The following is an 18,892-nucleotide window of genomic DNA, read 5'->3' on the forward strand; positions in this document are numbered from 1 at the left end:
AGCGCGTCAACCCGCGTAGCGCTCGCGGAGCTCGCCCTTGCGCACCTTGCCGCTCGCGGTGCGCGGGATCTCGGGCAGCACCACGAACGACTTCGGGATCTTGTACCGGGCCAGGCGGCGCTCCAGGAACGCGACGATCTGCCGCTGGTCGATCCGCACGCCGTCGGCGACGGTCACCGCGGCACGACCGACCTCGCCCCACCGCGGGTCCGGGACGCCGAACACGGCGCACTCCTCGATCCCCGGCAGGTCCAGCAGCGCGGCCTCCACCTCGGCCGGGTAGACGTTCTCCCCACCGGAGATGAACATGTCCTTCAGCCGGTCCACCACGGACACGTAACCGTCCGCATCGGACACCCCGATGTCACCGGAGCGGAACCAGCCGTCGGCGAAGGCCTCCCGGGTCGCCTCCGGGCGGTTCCAGTACTCCCGCATCACGTTCGGACCGCTGATCTGGATCTCCCCGCGCTCGCCCGGCGGAACCGGCTCGCCGCGCTGGTCCACCACCCGGACGTCGGTGAAGAAGTGCGGCACGCCCGCCGTCCCGAGCTTGCGCTCGACGGCGTCCGGGGTCAGGATCAGCGCTCCCGGCCCGGTCTCGGTGAGCCCGTACCCCTGGCACATGCGGATCCCGCGGTCGGCGAAGGCGCGCAGGGTGCGCGGCGGCACCGGCGCGGCGGCGACCACGACGCGGCGCAGCGAGGACAGGTCGGTGCCCGGCCAGTCCGGATGCGCGCTCAGCGCGTCGCACATCGTCGGCACGCCGAAGGTGTAGGTGACGCGGCGCCGCTCGACCAGGGCGAGCACCCGGCCGGGGTCGAAGCGCTCCTCGACGTGCACGGTGCCGCCCTTGAGCAGCACCGGCAGCGCGACGAAGTCCAGCGCGGCCGTGTGGAACAGCGGCGCGCACACCAGCGCGACCTCGTCGGTGGCCAGGTCCAGGTCCAGCACCGGGTTCAGCACCGCGAAGGTGACGCCGCCGTGGGTGAGCACCACGCCCTTGGGCCGGCCGGTGGTCCCGGAGGTGTACATGATGACGCAGGGGTCGTCGTGCCCGACCGGTTCGTCGAGCCGGTCGGTGGCCGCGCCCTCGATCAGCGCCTCGTAGTCCAGCGCCGCCGCGTCCGGCGGGCCGTCGACCACGATCCGGCGCGGCGTCCCCGCCGACTCCGCCGCCTCGACCGCCGTCGCGGCCACCGCGGCCGAGTGGACGAGCACCGCCGCGCCCGAATCGCGCAGCGCGAAGGCGATCTCCGGTGCGGCCGACCGGGCGTTGAGCGGCACGAACACCGCACCGAGCAGACCGCAGGCGAACAGCGCCTCCAGGTAGGCCGGGTGGTTCGGGCTCACCAGCGCGACCCGGTCACCGCGCCCCACCCCGAGGCCGCGCAGCGCGTGCGCGAGCCGGGTGACCCGCTCGTCCAGCGCGCCGTAGCTCCAGCTCTGCGCGCGGAAGGTGAGCGCCGTGCGCTCCGGGTCCCGCCGGAACCGCCGGTACGGCCAGGAACCCACGCCCTCGTTGCGCACGATCGGTGCCTCCTCGCAGCCGACTACCGCCGTTTTCACAGGAGAGCATCAACCGTTGAGCAAGTCAATCATTGTGCGCCGTCGCGGCGACGCCCCGATGCGCGGTCGGGCGGGAATCAGGTGCTCTCCTTCGCGGGCACCGCACCGGCTGCCGGGCGGGCACCGAAGGCGCGCATCGCGAGCGCGCCGATGAGCGGGCCGGGGGCCAGCACCAGGAACGCGTAGCGCCAGCCGACCACGTCGGCCACCACCGGGACGAGCTGGATGCTCACGACGGTGAGCGCGAAACCGATCGCGGTCTGCGCCGTGAGCGCGGTGCCGACGTAGCGGGGATCGGCCGTCTCGCTCAACGAGGTCGAGAACACGCCGGAATCCGCGATCACCGCCGCGCCCCACACGGCGCAGAACACGACGAGCAACGCCGGTCCCGCGGCGAAGGCGAACGGCGACACCGCGCAGCACAGCCCGCTCACGGCCAACGCCGCGATGGCGGTCGGAGAGCGACCGAACCGGTCCGCGGCCCAGCCACCCAGCAGGCACCCCGCCACGCCCGCGATCCCCATGGCCGCGAACACGACGAGCGCGACCGAACCCGGCAACGCCGCTCCTGCGGAGCTGGCCAGCAGGAACGTCGGGATCCAGGTCCACAGCGCGTAGAGCTCCCACATGTGCCCGAAGTAGCCGACGTTGACGAGCGCGGGCCGGCGCTCGGCGAACATCGTGATCGCGTACCGCGGGTTGTGCTGGGGCGCCGCCGCGGCCAGGTGCGGCCCCGGCCGCACCAGCACCAGCGCGACCACGGCGCCGAGCAGTCCGATCCCCGATGCGGCCGACAGCACGCCGCGCCACGGCAGCGATCCCAGTCCCGCGATCAGGTGCGGCAGCGTCGACCCCATCGTCAGCGCCCCGATCAGGACGCCCAGGGCGAGGCCGCGGCCGGTGCTGCTCGACCAGGACGCCGTCAGCTTCATCCCGACCGGGTACACCCCGGCCAGGCACACCCCGGTCAGGAAGCGCAGCGGGATCGCCCCGGCCATCCCGTCCACGAAGGCGGCCAGCGCGACCGTGCAGGCAGCGGCCGAGGCCGCACTCGCGGCGAGGACCCGGTGCGGGCGGGCCCGGTCGGCCAGGTTCAGCGCGGTCGACCCGAGCGCCCCGACGACGAAACCGATCTGCACCGAGCCGGTGAGCCACACCGCTTCCGCCGCCGAGATCCCCCACGCCTGCTGCAGGCTCGGGACGACGGCCGACATGGAGAACCAGACGGCGAGCCCGAGGACCTGCACGACCGCGATCGCGGCGCGCTGGGCTCCGGCGCTCATGCCGCACCCGCCGGGAGGCCGGGTCGCCACCTCGCCACGACCCGGCTCGGCTGCACCTGGGACGAGCGGGCCAACAACCTCCTGGCGGACATTTCGATGATCGTAGAAACATCTGCCGGTCGCCGTCAACCGAGGACCGCTCGCCGAACCCGGCCGGACGACCGCGTCCGAGCGGCGCCCAGGCGCAGTTCGGACGCGCCAGCCGCAGGTAAGCTGGACCGGACTCGCGACCCGAGATCGAGGCGGTGATCATGAGCGCGTTCGACGACGTCCGCGATGGCCTCGCGAACCGGACCGACGTGTTCAAGGCGCTCAGCGACCCGGTGCGCATGGATCTGTTCCTGCGCATCGCCACCGCCGACGAGATCTCCTGCACGGAGATCGTCGCCGACGCCGACGTCTCGGCGTCGACGGTCTCCTACCACGTCAAGATCCTCAAGACCGCGGGACTCGTCGCGGTCCGCAAGCAGGGCCGCAACTACCACTACACGGCGCGCCCCGCGGCGCTCATCGAACTCGCGGACCTGCTGACCGGGATCGCCACCGCCGGACGGAGCGCGCCCGCGGCATGACGGGCGCGGTCACTCCGCCAGCGCGGTGGTGCCGTCGGCGTCGGTGCGGGCCTGCTGGACGGTCCAGGCCCGGGCCTGCTCGCTGATCGTGATGCCCAGACCCGGTCGGCCCGGGACCAGCATCCGCCCGTCGGCGATCTCCGGGCGTTCGTCGAACAGCGGTTGCAGCCAGTCGAAGTGCTCGACCCACGGGTCCAGCTCGTAGGCCGCGGCCAGGTGCAGGTGGATCTCCATCGCGAAGTGCGGGGCCAGCCGCACGCCCGCGTCCCGGCCCGCCGCCATGATGGCGAGGAACGGGGTGATCCCGCCGACCCGCGCCGCGTCGGGCTGCAGGAAGTCCACCGACTCGTGGCGCAGCAGTTCCCGGTGCTCGAAAGCGCTGGTGAGCATCTCCCCGGTGGCGATCGGCGTGGCCAGCTCGCGGGCCAGCGCGGCGTGCCCGACGGCGTCGTAGGCGTCGAGCGGCTCCTCGATCCAGACCAGGTCGAACTCCTCCAGCACCCGTCCCATCCGGGTCGCGGTGCCCCGGTCCCACTGCTGGTTGGCGTCCACCATCAGCGGGAAGTCGCCCAGCTCCTCGCGGACGGCCGCGACCCGCGCCAGATCCGCGCGGCGGTCCGGGTGCCCGACCTTGATCTTGATCCCGCCGATGCCCGCCTCCCGGGCGGCGCGGGTGTTGTCCACCACCTGCTCCAGCGGCGTGGACAGGAAACCGCCGGAGGTGTTGTAGCAGGCCACCGCGTCGCGGTGGGCGCCGAGCAGCTTGGCCAGCGGCAGCCGGGCGCGCTTGGCCTTGAGGTCCCACAGCGCGATGTCGATCGCCGCGATGGCCTGGGTGGCCAGCCCGCTGCGGCCGACCGAGGCGCCCGCCCAGACCAGCTTCGTCCAGATCCGCTGGATGTCGTTGGGGTCCTCGCCGATGAGCTCCGGGGCGACCTCCCGGGCGTGGGCGTACTGGCCGGGCCCGCCCGCGCGCTTGGAGTAGGTGTAGCCGACGCCCTCCCAGCCCTCCTCGGTGCGGATCTCGGCGAACAGCATCGACACCGAGGTGAGCGGTTTCTGCCGCCCGGTCAGCACTTTCGCGTCGCTGATCGGGGTGTCCAGCGGCAGGTCGACGCGGGACAGCACCACGGAGCCGATCCGGTCGGATGCGGTGTTCATCGGGCCTCCTGGGAGTTCATCGGACCAGCGCCGGGCGCCGGGGGTCGAAGGTCCAGCCCGGGACGAGGTGGCGCATCGCCGCCGCGTCGTCGCGGGCGCCCAAGCCGTGTTCGAGGTGCAGCGCGTGCGCCGCGTCCAGGGCGTCGCGGTCCAGTTCCACCCCGAGCCCCGGCGCGTCGGGCACCGCGATCGCACCGTCGGCGATGCGCAGCGGATCGCGGGTCAGTGCCTGGCCGTCCTGCCAGATCCAGTGCGTGTCCAGCGCGGTGATCGCGCCCGGAGCGGCGGCGCCGACGTGGGCGAACATCGCCAGCGAGATGTCGAAGTGGTTGTTGGAGTGCGATCCCCAGGTGAGCCCGAAGTCGTGGCAGAGCTGGGCCACCCGCACCGAACCGCGCAGGGTCCAGAAGTGCGGGTCGGCCAGCGGGATGTCCACCGCGTGCGAGCGCACGGCGTGGGCGAGCTGCCGCCAGTCCGTCGCGATCATGTTCGTCGCGGTCGGCAGCCCGGTGGCCCGCCGGAACTCCGCCATCACCTCCCGGCCGGAGAACCCGTCCTCCGCGCCGCAGGGGTCTTCGGCGTAGGCGAGCACCCCGGACATCCCGGCGCACCACCGGACCGCGTCCGCCAGCGACCAGGCACCGTTGGGGTCCAAGGTGATCCGGGCGTCCGGGAACCGCTCGGCCAGCGCGCGGACCGCGTCGATCTCCTGCTCCCCCGCCAGCACCCCGCCCTTGAGCTTGAAGTCGCGGAACCCGTAGCGGGCCCGCGCCGCCTCGGCCAGCGCGACGACCGACTCGGGCGTGAGCGCGGGTTCGCACCGCGCCCGCTCCCAGTCGTCGGCGCCCTCGGGGGCGGTGGGGTACGGCAGCGGGGTGCGGCGGCGGTCCCCGATGAAGAACAGGTAGCCCAGCACCGGCACCCGGTCGCGCTGGCGTCCCTCGCCGAGCAGGTCGGCCACCGGCACCTCCAGGTGCTTGCCCAGCAGGTCCAGCAGCGCGGATTCGAAACCGGTGACGGCGTGCACGGTGGTGCGCAGGTCGAAGGTCTGCTCGCCGCGCCCGCCGGCGTCCCGGGCCGCGTAGGTCTCGGCGACCTCGCGCAGGGTCCGGTGCAGCCGGGCGACCGGGCGACCGCGCACCAGTTCGGCGGCGTCGAGGAGGGTGCGCCGGATCGGCTCGCCACCGGGCACCTCGCCCAGCCCCGTGCGGCCCTCGCTGTCGGTCAGCACCACCACGTTGCGGGTGAAGAACGGGCCGTGCGCACCGCTGAGGTTGAGCAGCATGCTGTCCCGCCCGGCGACGGGCACCACCTCGACGTCGACGACGGTGGGCGTGCGTGACGTGTCCACGGGAAACCCCTCGGTTGTTCGGTTCGGCATTCAGGACACCGCGGCGATCAGCTCGGCCAGCTCGGCCCGCTCCTCGTCGGTGAGCCCGGTCAGCGGTGGGCGGACCGGTCCCCCGTCGCGGCCCACCGCGTCCAGCCCCGCCTTGACGATGGACACCGCGTAGCCGCGCGCCCGGTCCCGGATGTCCAGGTAGGGGATCACGAATTCGTTGAGCCTGCGGTAGACCTCGGCGCGGTCCTGCGCGCGGACCGCCTCGAAGAAGCCGAGGGCGAACTCCGGCAGGAAGTTGTACAGCGCCGAGGAGTAGGTGCTCACCCCGAGCTGGAGCAGCGGCAGCGCGAAGGTCTCGGCGGTCGGCAGGCCGCCCACGTAGACCAGCCGGTCACCGAGCCGCGCGTAGATCCGGGCCATCCGCTCGACGTCGCCGACGCCGTCCTTGAGCCCGATCAGGTTCGGGTTGCGGTCGGCGAGGGCGGCGACGGTGACGTCGGTGAACACCGCGTTGGCCCGGCTGTAGACGAGCACGCCGAGATCGGTGGCCGCGCACACCGCGCTCACGTGCTCGGCGAGCCCGGCCTGCCCGGCTTCGGTCAGGTACGGCGGCAGCAGCAGCACGCCGTCGGCGCCCGCGTCCTGCGCCGCCCGGGCCTGGGCCACCGCCAGCGCGGTGCCGCCGGTCGCCGGGGCCAGCACCGGGACCCGGCCCGCGACCTCGTCGACGGCGGTGCGCACCACGCGGTCGACCTCGTCCGCCGTCAGGGAGAAGCCCTCGCCGGTGCCCCCGGCGGCGAACAGCCCGGCGACGCCGGATCCGCTCTGCCACGCGAGGTGGTCGCGGTAGCGCGCCTCGTCGAAGGCGAGCTCGGCGTCGAAGTGGGTGACGGGGAAGGAGAGCAGTCCGGTTCCGAGCCGGGTGGCCAGATCGGGCGGAGCGAACTGGGTCACGGGAACGCCCTTCGGTCGGCGATCGGGGATGCCCTGGCGCGGGGCCGGGCTCTGTCGCCGCTACGGTAGGGAGCTGTTCACGATGCTGTCCAAGAGTTGTTCTGCATCGAGTGATACCCGTCCGGCATCAGTTGGTCGACGGCGTCGAGCGCCCGCCACAGCGCGGGGTTGCGCGAGTCGCGGGTCCACAGCAGGTGCAGTTCGACGGGATCGTCGGGCGCTCCCGCGAGTTCGAGGTGCACCACACCGGGAATGCCCAGCCCGGTCGCCGATTCCGGCACGAACGCGATGCCGCGCCCGGCCGCCACCAGCCACACCATCGTCAGGATCTGGCTCACCACGTGCATCACGTTGCGGTGCGCGATCGGCACCAACCCGACGACCAGGTCGTAGAAGTAGCGCGCCTTGCTCGGCGAATGCATGATCAGCGGCAGGTCGACGAGGTCGGCCGCGGCCACCGGGGCGCCGCGCCGGGCGAGCGGGTGGTCCTCCGGCACCGCGACCAGCATCCGCTCCCGGCGCAGCACCCGGGAGCCGAACTCGCCGTCGAACGGCGGCCGGGCCAGCCCGAGGTCCAGTTCCCCGCCGCGCAGCGCCGCCACCTGCTCGCCGGTGACCATCTCCGAGAGTTCCACGTCGATCTGCGGCAGGGCCTCCTCCAACCGGTTCAGCAGTTGACCGAGGGTGCCGTAGGCCGAGGCGGCGGTGAACCCGATGCGCAGCGTGCCGCGCGATCCGGCGGAGATCCGGCGGGCCACGTCCGGCGCCCGGTCCGCCAGCGCCAGCAACCGGCGCGCCTCGGCCACGAACGCCGCTCCCGCGGGGGTGAGGGCCACCCGCCGGTTGTCCCGCTCGAACAGCCGCACCCCGACGGCGCGTTCCAGCTTCTGGATCTGCCTGCTCAGCGGCGGCTGCGTCATGGCCAGCCGGTCCGCCGCCCGGCCGAAGTGCAGTTCCTCGGCGACGGCGACGAACCCGCGGAGCTGCTCGAAGGAGAACATGATGCGCGCAAGGTATCAGCTCATGCCCGATCGGCCTTGGACATGCATGGAATTCCGCTCTTAGGCTTCCCGAGCGTTCGGCCGCAGTGATGCCGATCACAACGCCGATCACCGCCAGCGAAGGAGAAGGCATGACCCAGGTGACGTCGACGGAGCCACTGCACCAGAGACCCTCCCGCCGGGGGCGTGGCCGCCGGTGGGCGGTGCCCGCGGTCGCCGCGGCGCTCGCCCTCTCGCTCAGCGCGTGCGGGGGCAACTTGTCCAGCGGCGGCGGGGAATTCCCCAGCGGACCGATCACCCTGTCCATCGGCCAGGACCCGGGCGGCAGCACCGACCTGATCGGGCGCGCGCTGGCCGACGGCGCCGCCGAGGAGCTCGGCGTCGCGATGCCGGTGGTGAACACGCCCGGCGCCAACGGCGCGCTGGCCGCCGAGGAGCTGTCCGGCAAGGCGCCCGACGGGCACGAGCTGATGGTCCTCAACGCCTCGCTGGTGGCGATCACGCCGCTGGCGGTGCCCCCGGACCAGGCCGTCGACGTCACCGATTTCGAGGTCATCACCGGGATCTCCCGGGACGACTACGTGCTCGTCGCGCACGCCGATTCCGGGCTGGGCGCGCTGGAGGACCTCGCCGCCGCCGGGCGCGAGCTCAAGTTCGGCACCACCGGCGTCGGCACCGGCAGCCAGCTCTCCCAGGAGCTGCTGTTCAAGCAGGCCGGGATCCCCGGGACCGCGGTGCCCTTCGACGGCGGGGCCCCGGCCATGACCGCCGTCCTCGGGCAGCAGGTCGACGTCGCCGCGGTGCAGCTCGGCGAGGCGATCGGGCAGATCGAGGGCGGCGCGCTGATCCCGCTGGTCACCTTCTCCGAGCAGCGCAACCAGTACCTCCCGGACACCCCGACCGCCGTGGAGAAGGGCTACGACGTGCTGGTCTCGCAGGCGCGCGCGGTGGTGGCCCCGAAGGGCACCCCGCCGGAGGTGCTGGACCGGCTGCGCGAGGCGTTCCGGGCCACCTTCGCCACCGAGTCCTACCGGAAGTTCAACGAGGAGAACCTGCTGACGCCGCACGAGGTGGACGGTGCTCGGGTCGTCGAGGAGTGGACCGGCTCGCTGGACAGCTACCGCGGGATGGTGCAGGAGTACGGCATCGACCTCGGGGGCGCGCGGTGACGGTCGCCGAGCCGGAGGAGGCGGCCGAGGCCGGGGAACCGCCGCGGGCGGGACCGGTGGCCAACCTCGTCGCGGCACTGCTGGTGATCGCGGTCGGCGTCGCCGGGCTCGTCGGGTCCTGGTCCCTGGGCGCGGGCACCCCCGCCGCGCCCGGTCCTGGGACCTGGCCGCTGCTGATCAGCCTCGCCATCACCGGGCTCGGCATCGCGCTGGCGGTGCTGGCCCGGCGCACCACCGACGCCGAGGCGTTCACCGGTGAGAGCGCGAAGGTGCTCGTCGGCCTGCTGAGCATGGCCGGATTCGTCGCGCTGGTCGGCACCATCGGCTTCGAGATCCCCTCGGTGCTGCTCGCCCTGGTCTGGCTCCGGTTCCTGGGCGGCGAAACGTGGCGGCTGTCCGTCGTGGCCGCGCTGGGCATCGTGGTCGCGTTCTACGCGATCTTCGTCGGCGCGCTGGGCGTGCCCGTCCCGCACCTCTTCTGACCCGCAACGGCCCCCTTGGAGCCACGATGGATCTGGCCCCCGTCCTCGACGGGTTCGGCGTCGTCCTGGAACCCACCAACCTGCTGTACTGCCTGCTCGGCGTCGTCATCGGGATGCTCGTCGGCGTGCTGCCCGGACTGGGACCGGCGGCGACGATCGCGATCCTGCTGCCGCTGACCTTCGGCGTGGAGCCGGTGACGGCGATCATCATGCTGGCCGGCATCTTCTACGGCGCGCAGTACGGCGGCACCATCACCTCCGTGCTGCTGCGGCTGCCCGGCGAGGCCTCCTCGGTGGTGACCGTCTTCGACGGCCACGCGCTCGCCCGCCAGGGCAAGGCGGGCACCGCGCTGGGCATCGCGGCCATCGGGTCGTTCGCCGGGGGCACGGTCTCCATCGTCGCGCTGTCCTTCTTCGCCCCCCTGGTCGCCGGCTTCGCGCTGGACTTCGGCCCGCCGGAGTACACCGCGCTGGCGCTGCTGGGCATCCTGCTGGTGGCCACCGTGAGCAACGGCGGCCGGCTCAAGGCGCTGGTCGCGGCCTGCCTCGGGCTGCTGCTGGCCACCGTCGGCCGGGACACCTTCACCGGCGTCGAGCGGTTCACCTTCGATTCGCTGGCCCTGTCCGACGGGCTGGACTTCGTGCCGATCGCGATGGGGCTGTTCGGGCTCGGCGAGATCCTGCACGACCTGGAGCGGCGGCGCACCGCGGTGGCCGCCCCGTCGCGGGTGCCCAACGTGTGGCCGTCCCGCACCGACCTGCGGCGCTCCTCCGGGGCGATGGGACGCGGCTCGGTGGTCGGCTTCCTGCTCGGCATCCTGCCCGGCGGCGGCGCGACGCTGTCCTCGCTGTCGGCCTACGCGCTGGAGAAGCGGCGGTCGCCGACCCCGGAGCGCTTCGGGCGCGGGGCGGTGGAAGGCGTCGCCGCTCCGGAAACGGCGAACAACGCCGCGTCCACCTCGTCGTTCATCCCGCTGCTCACCCTGGGCATCCCCGCCAACGCCACGATGGCGATGATCTTCGGGGCGCTGCTGGTGCACGGCGTCACGCCCGGCCCGCAACTGGTCGACCAGGAACCGGAGCTGTTCTGGGGCGTGGTGAACTCCATGTACCTCGGCAACGTGCTGCTGCTGATCATGAGCATCCCGCTGGTCGGGCTCTTCGTGAAGATCCTGCGGGTGCGCGCGGCGGTGCTGGCGCCGATCACGGTGCTCATCACGCTGATCGGCGTCTACACGGTGCGCAACAGCGTCTTCGACATCGCGCTGGTGGTGTTCTTCGGCCTGCTCGGCTACCTGATGAAGAAGTTCGGCTTCGAACCGGGACCGCTGGTGCTCGCGTTCGTCCTCGGCGCCATGCTGGAGGAGTCGCTGCGCCGGTCCCTGCTGCTCTTCGACGGCGACCCGTCCGGGTTCCTCGCCCGCCCGATCTCCGGCACCCTGTTCGCCCTGCTGGTCGTCGTCGCGCTGATCCCGCTGGTGCGGCGCCTGGTCGGGGCCCGGCGCCGCACCCGGGAGCGGGTGTGACCGGTGGTGGCCCCGCGGGGCGGGGCCACCGGTCCCTCAGGCGGGGACGATCTCGCGCCCCAGGGGCACCAACGACACGGGGACCAGCTTGAAGTTCGCCACGCCGAGCGGGATGCCGATGATCGTGATGCACAGCAGGGCACCGGTGACCAGGTGCCCGAGGGCCAGCCACCACCCGGCGAAGACCAGCCACACCAGGTTGCCCAGCAGCGACGCCGCCCCGGCATCGCGCCGGTCGACCAGCGTCCGCCCGAACGGCCAGAGCGCGTAGTTGGCCATCCGGAACGAGGCGATGCCGAACGGGATGGTGATGATCAGGATGCAGCAGATGACACCGGCCACCGCGTAGCCGACCGCCATCCAGAAACCGGACAGGACCAGCCACAGCACGTTGAGGATCGCGTTCACGCCTCCCATTGTCCCGACGCCACCGCCGGACCCCCAACCGGACGCCGATCAGCACCGACCGGGTCACCCCGCGCCCAGCACGCGGTCGGCCGACCGCTCGCCCACCCCCCGGTCGTTCAGGTGCGCTCGGACCAGCCCGGCGGCTTCCTCCGGGGCCACCCCGAGGCCCGCCAGCCGGCCGGCCACCTCCCGCAGCCGAGCGCGGTAGCTCCCCGGCAGCTCGGCGCCGGTGGCGCTGAGCAGGGCGTGCTCGACGGCCAGGTGCAGCCGGACGTGGCGGTCCAGCTCCCGCAGGTGCACGAGTTCGTCGCTGAGGTCCTGCTGCCAGGCCCCGGAGGCGGCGGCCGCGTCCGGCGGCCGGTGCGCGAGCGGGCGCACGGCGCGAGTGCGGTAACCGGCGGTGACGGCGCCGATCTGGAAGGCGACGAGGGTGTCGAAGTGCGCGGCGCCGCCCGGCGGGACCGGCCTGCCGCGCTCGTCGGCGGGCAGCACTTCGAGCAGGGTGCGGCGCTGCCGGGCGGTGGGCACCCGGCGGTAGGAGCGCGGCTGCGGTCCGGGCAGCACCGAGCCGTCCCAGTCGTGGTGCGCCGGGCTCAGGTACCGGCCGCCGCGCCGGAGTTCGCGCACCGCCGCGACGTGGACGCCGACGAGGGGCGGAACGGCCAGCGCGAGACCGGGTTCGGCGGGGTGGGTCCAGGCCGCGTTGAGCGCGATGTCGTCGTCGAACCGCAGCAGGTCGTCGAACACCGCCGGCTCCAGGACCAGGCAGTCGGCGTCGACGTAGCCGAAGTCGAACCGGTTGGTGGCGAACAGGAATTCCCACGCCGTGTTGGCGTCGACGGGCAGCCCGATGTGGTGGAACGGGCGGTCCAGGCGGGTGCGGATCCACCGCACCTCCGGTTCCGCCAGGCCGGAACCGAGCAGCACCAGGTTGACGTCGCGGGGCACCAGGCGCTCGGCGCTGACCAGCCGGTGCAGCAGCCCGCCGGTGACGAACAGGTAGACCGCGCCGCGCTTGCGCTCCAGCCGTTCGTAGAAGCGCTGGAACGCCTGGAGTTCCGGTCGTTCCTCGGCGGCGAACCGGCGGTCCCGCGCGGCGACGCGCCAGCGCGCGGGGACCACCCGGCGCCCGGTGTTCGATGCCCGCCGCCACCACGGCGCCGATTCCCGCGGTGCCTCCGCCGTCCCGATGCCTCGTGTGCCGGCCATGCGTTCCTCCCCCCGGCGAAGCGGACGAACGCGCGGACGGATCCGGGGGCACCGGAACTGCGCACCGTTCTCCGCTCTCGGCTGTGCCGCGACGAACCGCTCCGCCGCCCACCCATCACATAACCGGGCGGATCACCATGTCAACGGGGGGTTCGGGCCGTGCCCGGGGAATTCGGGAGTTCCGCCCTCGCGATCACCGAGCGGGATTCACGCGCGGCGCGGGAATCTCCGGGATCCCGAACGGGCTGCCGCGATTCCGGGATTCCGGAACAACACCTCCGGGTGATCAGTGCTCGCCGACGAAGTGCACGCAATTGCCCGCCCGGTCGCGGACGGCGAATTCCCGGCCCCACGGCTGGTCGCTGATCGCGGTGATCGCCGGTCCCGAGGTGTCCCGGTAGTCGGTGGACAGCAGCGCACCGGCCCACTCGGCGTGCAGGTCGTCCAAGCCGTGCACCTCCACCCAGGCCTGGGTGTTGTCCGGGACCACCTGGTCGTCCACCGAGCAGATGAACAGCGTGACGTCGTCGCGCCCCACCCCGGCGAAGTCGGACTCGGCGAATTCGCGGGTGAAACCGAGCAGGGACCAGAATTCGACGGCGGCGGGCACGTCGACGGCGGTGAGCACCGGAACGGCGGCGGTCATCTTGGGCACGGCGGAACCCCTCTTCTTCGTTCGACGGCGGCGGACCCGCGGGAATCGCCATCGCGGGCGGCGGCGTCGCATCCCGCCGCGCAGGGCGCCGAACCTACCAGGACGGCATCGCCGACCGGCCGGGACGCACCGAGCGGCGCGCGCTCTCACCGGCAACGGTGAACGACCCGCGGACCCGCGGGTTCACCTGGGCGGGAAGCGCGTTCCGGGTTCGTCGGCGGGCCCTCGGCAAGCGCGCCCGCGGTGCCGTGCTGGGCGGTGCGCTGGACGACCGGCTCCGGACCAGGGATCCGCGCGACTCACTTCCGGAGGCCGCTGAGCGCGGTGAGCACCGTCGCGTACCGGCCCGGGACGAGCCGGGCGAGCAGGTCGAGGACCTTGGCCGTGCGGGTGATGACCAGGCGGGGCTTGCGGGTGCGGACGGCCTCGGTGATGAGCCGCGCCGCCGTCGCGGGCGGCATGGTCAGGTGCTTGGTGAACTCGTCGCGCGCCGCGCGCTGCTCGTCGTCGGTGCCGCGGCCCAGTCGCGCGCTGGTGGCGATGCCGGTCTTGACACCGCCGGGGTGCACCACCGTCACGCCGACCCCCCGGCCCGCCAGTTCGTGCCGGAGCGCTTCGGTGAACCCGCGCACCGCGAACTTGCTCGCCGCGTAGGCGACCTGCCCGGCGGGGGCGACGAGCCCGAACAGGCTGGAGGTGTTGACCACGTGCGCGCCGGGGTTGCCGCGCAGGTGCGGCAGGAACGCCATCGTCGTGGTCACCACCGCCCGGAAGTTGACCTCCATCAGCCAGTCGAAGTCCTCGATGCCGACCTGGTGCAGCTCACCGGCGAGCGCCACCCCGGCGTTGTTGACGAGCAGGTCGACCCGCTGGTGGCGATCCAGCACCTCCTCGGCCAGGTCCGCCCGGTCGGCGCCGTCGGACAGGTCGACCACGTGGACGCTCGTGTCCGCGCCGAGCGCGCGGCACCGCCGCGCCACCCGGTCCAGGCCCGCCGCGTCCCGGTCGAGGAGGGCCAGCGCGCAGCCCCGGCCCGCGAGGTCGTGCGCCAGCGCCTCGCCGATGCCGCTCGCGGCGCCGGTGATCAGCGCGGTCGTGCCGGGGAATGCGAAGTCGCGCACGGGATCTCCTCAGCGGGTGGGTGCGGTGGTCGCGGACCGGTCGGGTGCCGAGGCGGTCCGGCTGAACAGCAGGGAGCCGTCGTCGACGCGGCTGAGCCGCATCGCGGGGAGCTCCACGAGGTAGTTCTGGTGCAGCCGCCACGGCCGCCGGGCACCCTGCTTCGGCAGCCGGTCGGCGGCCCGCATGACGTAACCCGAGGAGAGGTCCAGGATGGGCCGCTCCGAGCGCCGCGCCCCGGCGCCGCGCGGTCGGGGCAGGCAGGTGGTGTGCCCGTGGCGCCGCATGTGGTCGAGGACCCGGCGCACGTACCGGGCGGTGAGGTCCGAGCGCAACGTCCAGGAGGCGTTGGTGTAGCCCAGCGACCACGCCAGGTTCGGCACCCCGCTGAACATCACGCCCTTGTAGACGACCTGGCGACCGGGGTCGACCGCTTCGCCGTCCACGGTCAGGTCGATCCCGCCGAACGCCAGCATCTCCAGCCCGGTCGCGGTGACCACGACGTCGGCCGCCAGCTCCGCGCCCGAGGCGAGCCGCACGCCGTGCTCGGTGAAGGACGCGAGGCCGTCGGTGACCACGCTCGCCCGGCCGTCCCGCAGCGCCCGGAACAGGTCGCCGTTGGGCACCAGGCACAGCCGCTGGTCCCACGGGTCGTAGCGGGGTGCGAAGTGCGGGTCGAGCGGGACGGAGTCCGGGAGCTGCCCGGCGACGCCGTCGCGCAGCACCCGGGCCGCCCGGCGCGGCCACCGGCGGCACAGCCGGTAGACCAGCGTGCCGGTGAGGATGTTCTTGCCGCGCACGAGCCGGTAGGCGAGCCGATCGGGCAGGTGCGCGCGCAACCGCTCCGCCAGCGGGTCGACGTCCGGCCGGGAGGCGATGTAGCTGGGGGACCGCTGCAGCATGGTGACGTGCGCGGCGTCCTCGGCCATCGACGGCACGAGCGTGACCGCCGTGGCACCGCTGCCGACGACCACGACGCGCTCGCCCCGGTAGGAGAGGTCCGCCGGCCAGTGCTGCGGGTGCACGATCCGGCCGCGGAAGCGGTCCTGGCCGGGGAAGTCCACCACGTGCCCGTGGTCGTAGTCGTAGTACCCGCTGCACAGGTACAGGAACGAGCAGGTGTGGGTCTCGGTCCGCCGCTCCGGGCCGACCTCGACCTCGACGGTCCACCGCGCGTGCGCCGACGACCAGGCGGCGGCCACCACCCGGTGGTGGAACCGGATGTGCCGGTCGATGCCGTGCTCGGCCGCGGTGTCCCGGATGTACTCGCGGATCGACGCACCGTCGGCGATGGACTCGCGCCGCGTCCAGGGGCGGAACGGGTAGCCCAGCGTGTGCATGTCCGAATCGGACCGCACGCCCGGGTAGCGGAACAGGTCCCAGGTGCCGCCGATCGCGCCGCGCGCCTCGAAGATCGCGTAGTCGCGGTCCGGCGCCGCCGACCCGATCCGGTAGGCGGCACCGATGCCGGAGAGGCCGGCACCGACGATGAGCACGTCCCAGTGCCTGCTGGTCATGGATGGACTCCTCCGCGTGGAACGACCGGCCGCCGGAGCCGCCGCGCTGGCGATCAGCTCCTGACCAGGGCTATTATCCGAGCAATAACTCGCATTTGACAACTCGCGTTCGCACCTGCGGTGATGCTGCGATCACTCGCGTTCCACGGGGAGGAGCGGCCACCATGCCCGTGCCGGAACCCGGCGGTGCGGCGGCACCCACGCCCGGGCGCCGCCGGATGCCGAAGCAGCGGCGCAGCCGGGAGCTCGTCGAGCGGATCCTGACCGCGGCGGGCGAGCTGTTCGCCGAGCGCGGGTACGCGGAGGTCAACACGAACCTCGTCGCCGCGCGGGCCGGCGTCTCGGTCGGTTCGCTGTACCAGTTCTTCGCCGACAAGGACGCGATCCTCACGGCGTTGCAGGAGCAGTGGACGATCCGGCTCGGGGCGGCGCTCGACGAGCGGCTCCGCGACGCGCTCGACGCCGAGCCCGCCGAGCTCATCGACGAGGTGCTCGACATCCACGCCGCGCTGAACGAGGACCCGCCGGGACTGCTGGGGTTCCTGCTGAGCTCGTCGACCTCGCCCCCGGCCGCGCCCGGCGTGGTCGAGGCGATCCGCAGCCGCCTGGTGCAGCGGCTGGAGGTCCTGGCACCGGCCATGCCGCCGGAACGCCGGGAGACCGCGGCATCGGTGATCGTGCACATCAGCAACGGCCTCTACGCGGTCGGGCGCAGCGCCGGGGCCACCGACACCGCCGTGCGCGCCGAAGTGCGCCGCGCCCTGCTCTCCTACGTCCGGACGCTGCGCGACGACACCTGATCCCTGTGGTGATCATCACGGGCCGAAGCGGACGTACCGGGTCCGCGACGCTGCGTGCGGTCGTCGCGCTCGGTGACGCGCGGGGCGGCCGATCCGGCAGGTCGGCGCCGCCCGCGGGGCCGTGCCGCGGCGGACCGCGGCCATGATCATCACGCTGCGCCGCCGCTTACCATCGGCACGCGACCGGGCGCGGCACCCGGCGGGACGCGGACGGCCCCCGCCTGCGCGAGGACGCCCCGCCACGTCGCCCGCCCGCAGCAGCCCACCACGCCACGGAGGCCAGCAGACGTGTCCACGCCCCCCGACCTGACCACCGACGTCCTGATCATCGGCTCCGGGCCGGCCGGGGCCTCGGCGGCGCTGTTCCTGTCGACCTACGGCGTCGACAACCTCGTGGTCTCCAAGTACCGGTGGACCGCCAACACCCCCCGCGCGCACATCACCAACCAGCGCACGGTGGAGATCATGCGGGACATGGGGATCGAGGACCAGGTCAAGGCGAAGGCCACGCCGCACCACCTGATCGGCGACACGGTGTTCTGCTCCTCGCTGGCCGGTGAGGAGATCGGCCGGGTGCGCACCTGGGGCACCCACCCGCAGCGCGAGGCCGACTACGTGATGGCCAGCCCGTCGATGAACTGCGACCTGCCGCAGCACCTGTTCGAACCGATCCTGGTCTCCGCCGCCGCCGAGCGCGGCACCCGGTTCCGCTTCGACACCGAGTACCTGTCGCTGACCCAGGACGATTCCGGGGTCACCGCGCTGGTCCGGGACCGCTCGACGGGCCACGAGTACCGCGTCCGCGCCCGCTACGCCATCGGCGCCGACGGCGGCCGCTCGAAGGTCGCCGCCGACCTCGGGCTGCCGATGGAAGGCGAGATGGACGTGGCCGGGTCGATGAACATCGTCTTCGACGCGGACCTGTCGCACCTGGTCGAGCACCGGCCGTCGGTGCTGTACTGGGTGCTGCAACCCGGCGCGACGATCGGCGGGATCGGGCTGGGCCTGGTCCGGATGGTGCGGCCGTGGAACGAGTGGCTGGTCACCTGGGGCTACGACATCGACCAGCCGCCGCCGGAACTCGACGAGGCGATGGCCACCGAGATCGTGCGCGGACTCGTCGGCGACCCCTCGATCCCGGTGACGATCCGCTCGATGTCGTTGTGGGGCAACAACAAGATGTACGCCACCCGGTACCGGCAGGGCCGGGTGTTCATCGCGGGCGACGCCGCGCACCGCCACCCGCCGTCCAACGGGCTGGGGTCCAACACCTCCATCGGCGACTCCTACAACCTCGCCTGGAAGCTCGCCCACGTGCTGCGCGGCGTCGCGGGCGAGGCGCTGCTGGACAGCTACGAGGCGGAGCGCGCCCCGGTGGGCGAGCAGATCGTGCTGCGCGCCAACAAGTCCATCGAGGAGTTCGGCGCCATCCTGGAGGCGCTCGGGGTGCACGAGACCGAGGACACCGAGGCGATGCGGGCGGCGATCGACTCCCGCCGCGACGCCACGCCCGAGGGCGCCCGCAAGCGCGAGCTGCTGCGCAAGGCGATGGAGCTGAAGAACTACGAGTTCAACGCGCTGGGCGTCGAGCTCGGCCAGCGCTACGCCTCCACGGCCGTCGTCGGCGACGGCACCCCCGAGCCGGAGTACACCCGCGATCCGGAGCTGCACCACCACCCGACCACCTGGCCCGGCGCCCGCCTGCCGCACGCCTGGCTGGGCCGCGACGGGCACAAGGTCTCCACCCACGACCTCGTCGGCCGGGGGCGGTTCACCGTGCTCACCGGTCTCGGCGGGCAGCCCTGGGTCGACGCCGCCGCGGAGCTCGGCGCCGAACTCGGCGTCGAGGTCGACGCGCACCTGATCGGCCCCGGCCGGCCCTACACCGACCTCTACGACGATTGGGCCCGGCTCAGCGAGATCGCCGAGGACGGCGTGCTGCTGGTCCGCCCCGACGCCCACGTCGCCTGGCGCAGCGCCACGCTGCCCGAGGACCCCGCCGCCCGGCTCCGCGACGCCCTCGTGGCGGTGCTGTCCCGCTGAAGTCCGATCGCCCGCACCGCCCGGCGCGGTGCGGGCGCGGACGGAGGTTGCGGGGCGCCGGGCGGGGATGCCACGATCACGGCAT

Annotated in this window: 17 protein-coding genes; 6 read left to right on the forward strand and 11 right to left on the reverse strand. The window is 73.2% G+C overall.

From position 1 onward, the window contains the following. Positions 1–6: 6 nt before the first annotated feature. Both ABD976_RS10250 and ABD976_RS10255 read right to left on the reverse strand, forming a co-directional pair. The gene (locus tag ABD976_RS10250) at positions 7–1,527 is read right to left on the reverse strand and encodes an acyl-CoA synthetase (RefSeq protein WP_345360929.1); all 1,521 of its coding nucleotides are present in this window, start codon (positions 1,525–1,527) and stop codon (positions 7–9) included. Positions 1,528–1,643: 116 nt separating this feature from the next. Next, positions 1,644–2,849, reverse strand: coding sequence for an MFS transporter (locus ABD976_RS10255; protein WP_345360932.1), 1,206 nt, complete (start codon positions 2,847–2,849; stop codon positions 1,644–1,646). 251 nt (positions 2,850–3,100) lie between these two features. Here ABD976_RS10255 and ABD976_RS10260 point away from each other — a divergent pair, with 251 nt between their 5' ends. Then, the gene (locus ABD976_RS10260; protein WP_345360935.1) at positions 3,101–3,421 is read left to right on the forward strand and encodes an ArsR/SmtB family transcription factor; all 321 of its coding nucleotides are present in this window, start codon (positions 3,101–3,103) and stop codon (positions 3,419–3,421) included. 9 nt (positions 3,422–3,430) lie between these two features. On the opposite strand, the gene ABD976_RS10265 is transcribed toward ABD976_RS10260, so the two are convergent. From ABD976_RS10265 to ABD976_RS10280, 4 genes are all read right to left on the reverse strand, one after another. After that, positions 3,431–4,582: an L-talarate/galactarate dehydratase gene (locus ABD976_RS10265; RefSeq protein WP_345360938.1), complete on the reverse strand. Its 1,152-nt coding sequence runs from the start codon at positions 4,580–4,582 to the stop codon at positions 3,431–3,433. 16 nt (positions 4,583–4,598) lie between these two features. Next, positions 4,599–5,933, reverse strand: a complete 1,335-nt coding sequence (locus tag ABD976_RS10270) for an enolase C-terminal domain-like protein (RefSeq protein ID WP_345360941.1) — start codon at positions 5,931–5,933, stop codon at positions 4,599–4,601. 30 nt (positions 5,934–5,963) lie between these two features. Next, entirely contained in the window at positions 5,964–6,878 is a 915-nt protein-coding gene (kdgD, locus tag ABD976_RS10275; RefSeq protein WP_345360944.1) for a 5-dehydro-4-deoxyglucarate dehydratase, read from the reverse strand. A 77-nt stretch (positions 6,879–6,955) separates the two neighbouring features. Continuing rightward, positions 6,956–7,879, reverse strand: coding sequence for a LysR family transcriptional regulator (locus tag ABD976_RS10280; RefSeq protein ID WP_345360947.1), 924 nt, complete (start codon positions 7,877–7,879; stop codon positions 6,956–6,958). 131 nt (positions 7,880–8,010) lie between these two features. Between ABD976_RS10280 and ABD976_RS10285 the strand changes: the two genes are divergently transcribed. From ABD976_RS10285 to ABD976_RS10295, 3 genes are read left to right on the forward strand one after another with little or no spacing between them, the layout of a single operon-like run. Continuing rightward, the gene (locus ABD976_RS10285) at positions 8,011–9,048 is read left to right on the forward strand and encodes a tripartite tricarboxylate transporter substrate binding protein (RefSeq protein ID WP_345360950.1); all 1,038 of its coding nucleotides are present in this window, start codon (positions 8,011–8,013) and stop codon (positions 9,046–9,048) included. Then, a complete protein-coding gene (locus tag ABD976_RS10290; protein ID WP_345360953.1) occupies positions 9,045–9,530 on the forward strand; it encodes a tripartite tricarboxylate transporter TctB family protein in 486 nt (161 codons plus the stop codon). Before ABD976_RS10285 ends, ABD976_RS10290 begins: the two co-directional genes overlap by 4 nt. A gap of 26 nt (positions 9,531–9,556) precedes the next feature. Then, positions 9,557–11,056, forward strand: a complete 1,500-nt coding sequence (locus ABD976_RS10295) for a tripartite tricarboxylate transporter permease (RefSeq protein ID WP_345360956.1) — start codon at positions 9,557–9,559, stop codon at positions 11,054–11,056. A 36-nt stretch (positions 11,057–11,092) separates the two neighbouring features. Here the strand turns inward: ABD976_RS10295 and ABD976_RS10300 are convergent, their stop codons facing one another. The 5 genes from ABD976_RS10300 to ABD976_RS10320 all read right to left on the reverse strand — a co-directional run bounded on the left by ABD976_RS10300 (position 11,093) and on the right by ABD976_RS10320 (position 15,964). Then, on the reverse strand, positions 11,093–11,464 hold the full coding sequence (locus ABD976_RS10300; RefSeq protein WP_345360959.1) for a YccF domain-containing protein: 372 nt from the start codon (positions 11,462–11,464) through the stop codon (positions 11,093–11,095). Positions 11,465–11,527: 63 nt separating this feature from the next. Further along, positions 11,528–12,673: a hypothetical protein gene (locus tag ABD976_RS10305; protein WP_345360962.1), complete on the reverse strand. Its 1,146-nt coding sequence runs from the start codon at positions 12,671–12,673 to the stop codon at positions 11,528–11,530. A gap of 286 nt (positions 12,674–12,959) precedes the next feature. Next, positions 12,960–13,319, reverse strand: coding sequence for a bleomycin resistance protein (locus ABD976_RS10310; protein ID WP_345361709.1), 360 nt, complete (start codon positions 13,317–13,319; stop codon positions 12,960–12,962). Positions 13,320–13,627: 308 nt separating this feature from the next. Beyond that, positions 13,628–14,449 carry an SDR family NAD(P)-dependent oxidoreductase gene (locus tag ABD976_RS10315; protein ID WP_345360965.1) on the reverse strand — a complete coding sequence of 274 codons (822 nt, stop codon included), beginning with the start codon at positions 14,447–14,449 and terminating at the stop codon, positions 13,628–13,630. Between the two features lie 9 nt (positions 14,450–14,458). Beyond that, on the reverse strand, positions 14,459–15,964 hold the full coding sequence (locus ABD976_RS10320) for a flavin-containing monooxygenase (RefSeq protein WP_345360968.1): 1,506 nt from the start codon (positions 15,962–15,964) through the stop codon (positions 14,459–14,461). Between the two features lie 164 nt (positions 15,965–16,128). On the opposite strand from ABD976_RS10320, the gene ABD976_RS10325 reads away from it, so the two are divergent. Further along, complete coding sequence (locus tag ABD976_RS10325; protein WP_345360971.1) at positions 16,129–16,764, forward strand: TetR/AcrR family transcriptional regulator; 636 nt, start codon at positions 16,129–16,131, stop codon at positions 16,762–16,764. A 288-nt stretch (positions 16,765–17,052) separates the two neighbouring features. Then, a complete protein-coding gene (locus ABD976_RS10330) occupies positions 17,053–18,807 on the forward strand; it encodes an FAD-dependent oxidoreductase (RefSeq protein WP_345360974.1) in 1,755 nt (584 codons plus the stop codon). The last annotated feature ends 85 nt before the right edge of the window (positions 18,808–18,892 follow it).

The organism is Saccharopolyspora cebuensis, assembly GCF_039542665.1.
Taxonomy (GTDB): domain Bacteria; phylum Actinomycetota; class Actinomycetes; order Mycobacteriales; family Pseudonocardiaceae; genus Saccharopolyspora; species Saccharopolyspora cebuensis.

Coding starts and splice junctions, on each gene's coding strand:
- ABD976_RS10285 (WP_345360950.1), top strand. CDS start 8,011: ATGACCCAGGTGACGTCGACGGAGCCACTGCACCAGAGACCCTCCCGC.
- ABD976_RS10295 (WP_345360956.1), top strand. CDS start 9,557: ATGGATCTGGCCCCCGTCCTCGACGGGTTCGGCGTCGTCCTGGAACCC.
- ABD976_RS10260 (WP_345360935.1), top strand. CDS start 3,101: ATGAGCGCGTTCGACGACGTCCGCGATGGCCTCGCGAACCGGACCGAC.
- ABD976_RS10325 (WP_345360971.1), top strand. CDS start 16,129: ATGCCCGTGCCGGAACCCGGCGGTGCGGCGGCACCCACGCCCGGGCGC.
- ABD976_RS10320 (WP_345360968.1), bottom strand. CDS start 15,964: ATGACCAGCAGGCACTGGGACGTGCTCATCGTCGGTGCCGGCCTCTCC.
- ABD976_RS10265 (WP_345360938.1), bottom strand. CDS start 4,582: ATGAACACCGCATCCGACCGGATCGGCTCCGTGGTGCTGTCCCGCGTC.
- ABD976_RS10280 (WP_345360947.1), bottom strand. CDS start 7,879: ATGTTCTCCTTCGAGCAGCTCCGCGGGTTCGTCGCCGTCGCCGAGGAA.
- ABD976_RS10305 (WP_345360962.1), bottom strand. CDS start 12,673: ATGGCCGGCACACGAGGCATCGGGACGGCGGAGGCACCGCGGGAATCG.
- ABD976_RS10310 (WP_345361709.1), bottom strand. CDS start 13,319: ATGACCGCCGCCGTTCCGGTGCTCACCGCCGTCGACGTGCCCGCCGCC.
- ABD976_RS10255 (WP_345360932.1), bottom strand. CDS start 2,849: ATGAGCGCCGGAGCCCAGCGCGCCGCGATCGCGGTCGTGCAGGTCCTC.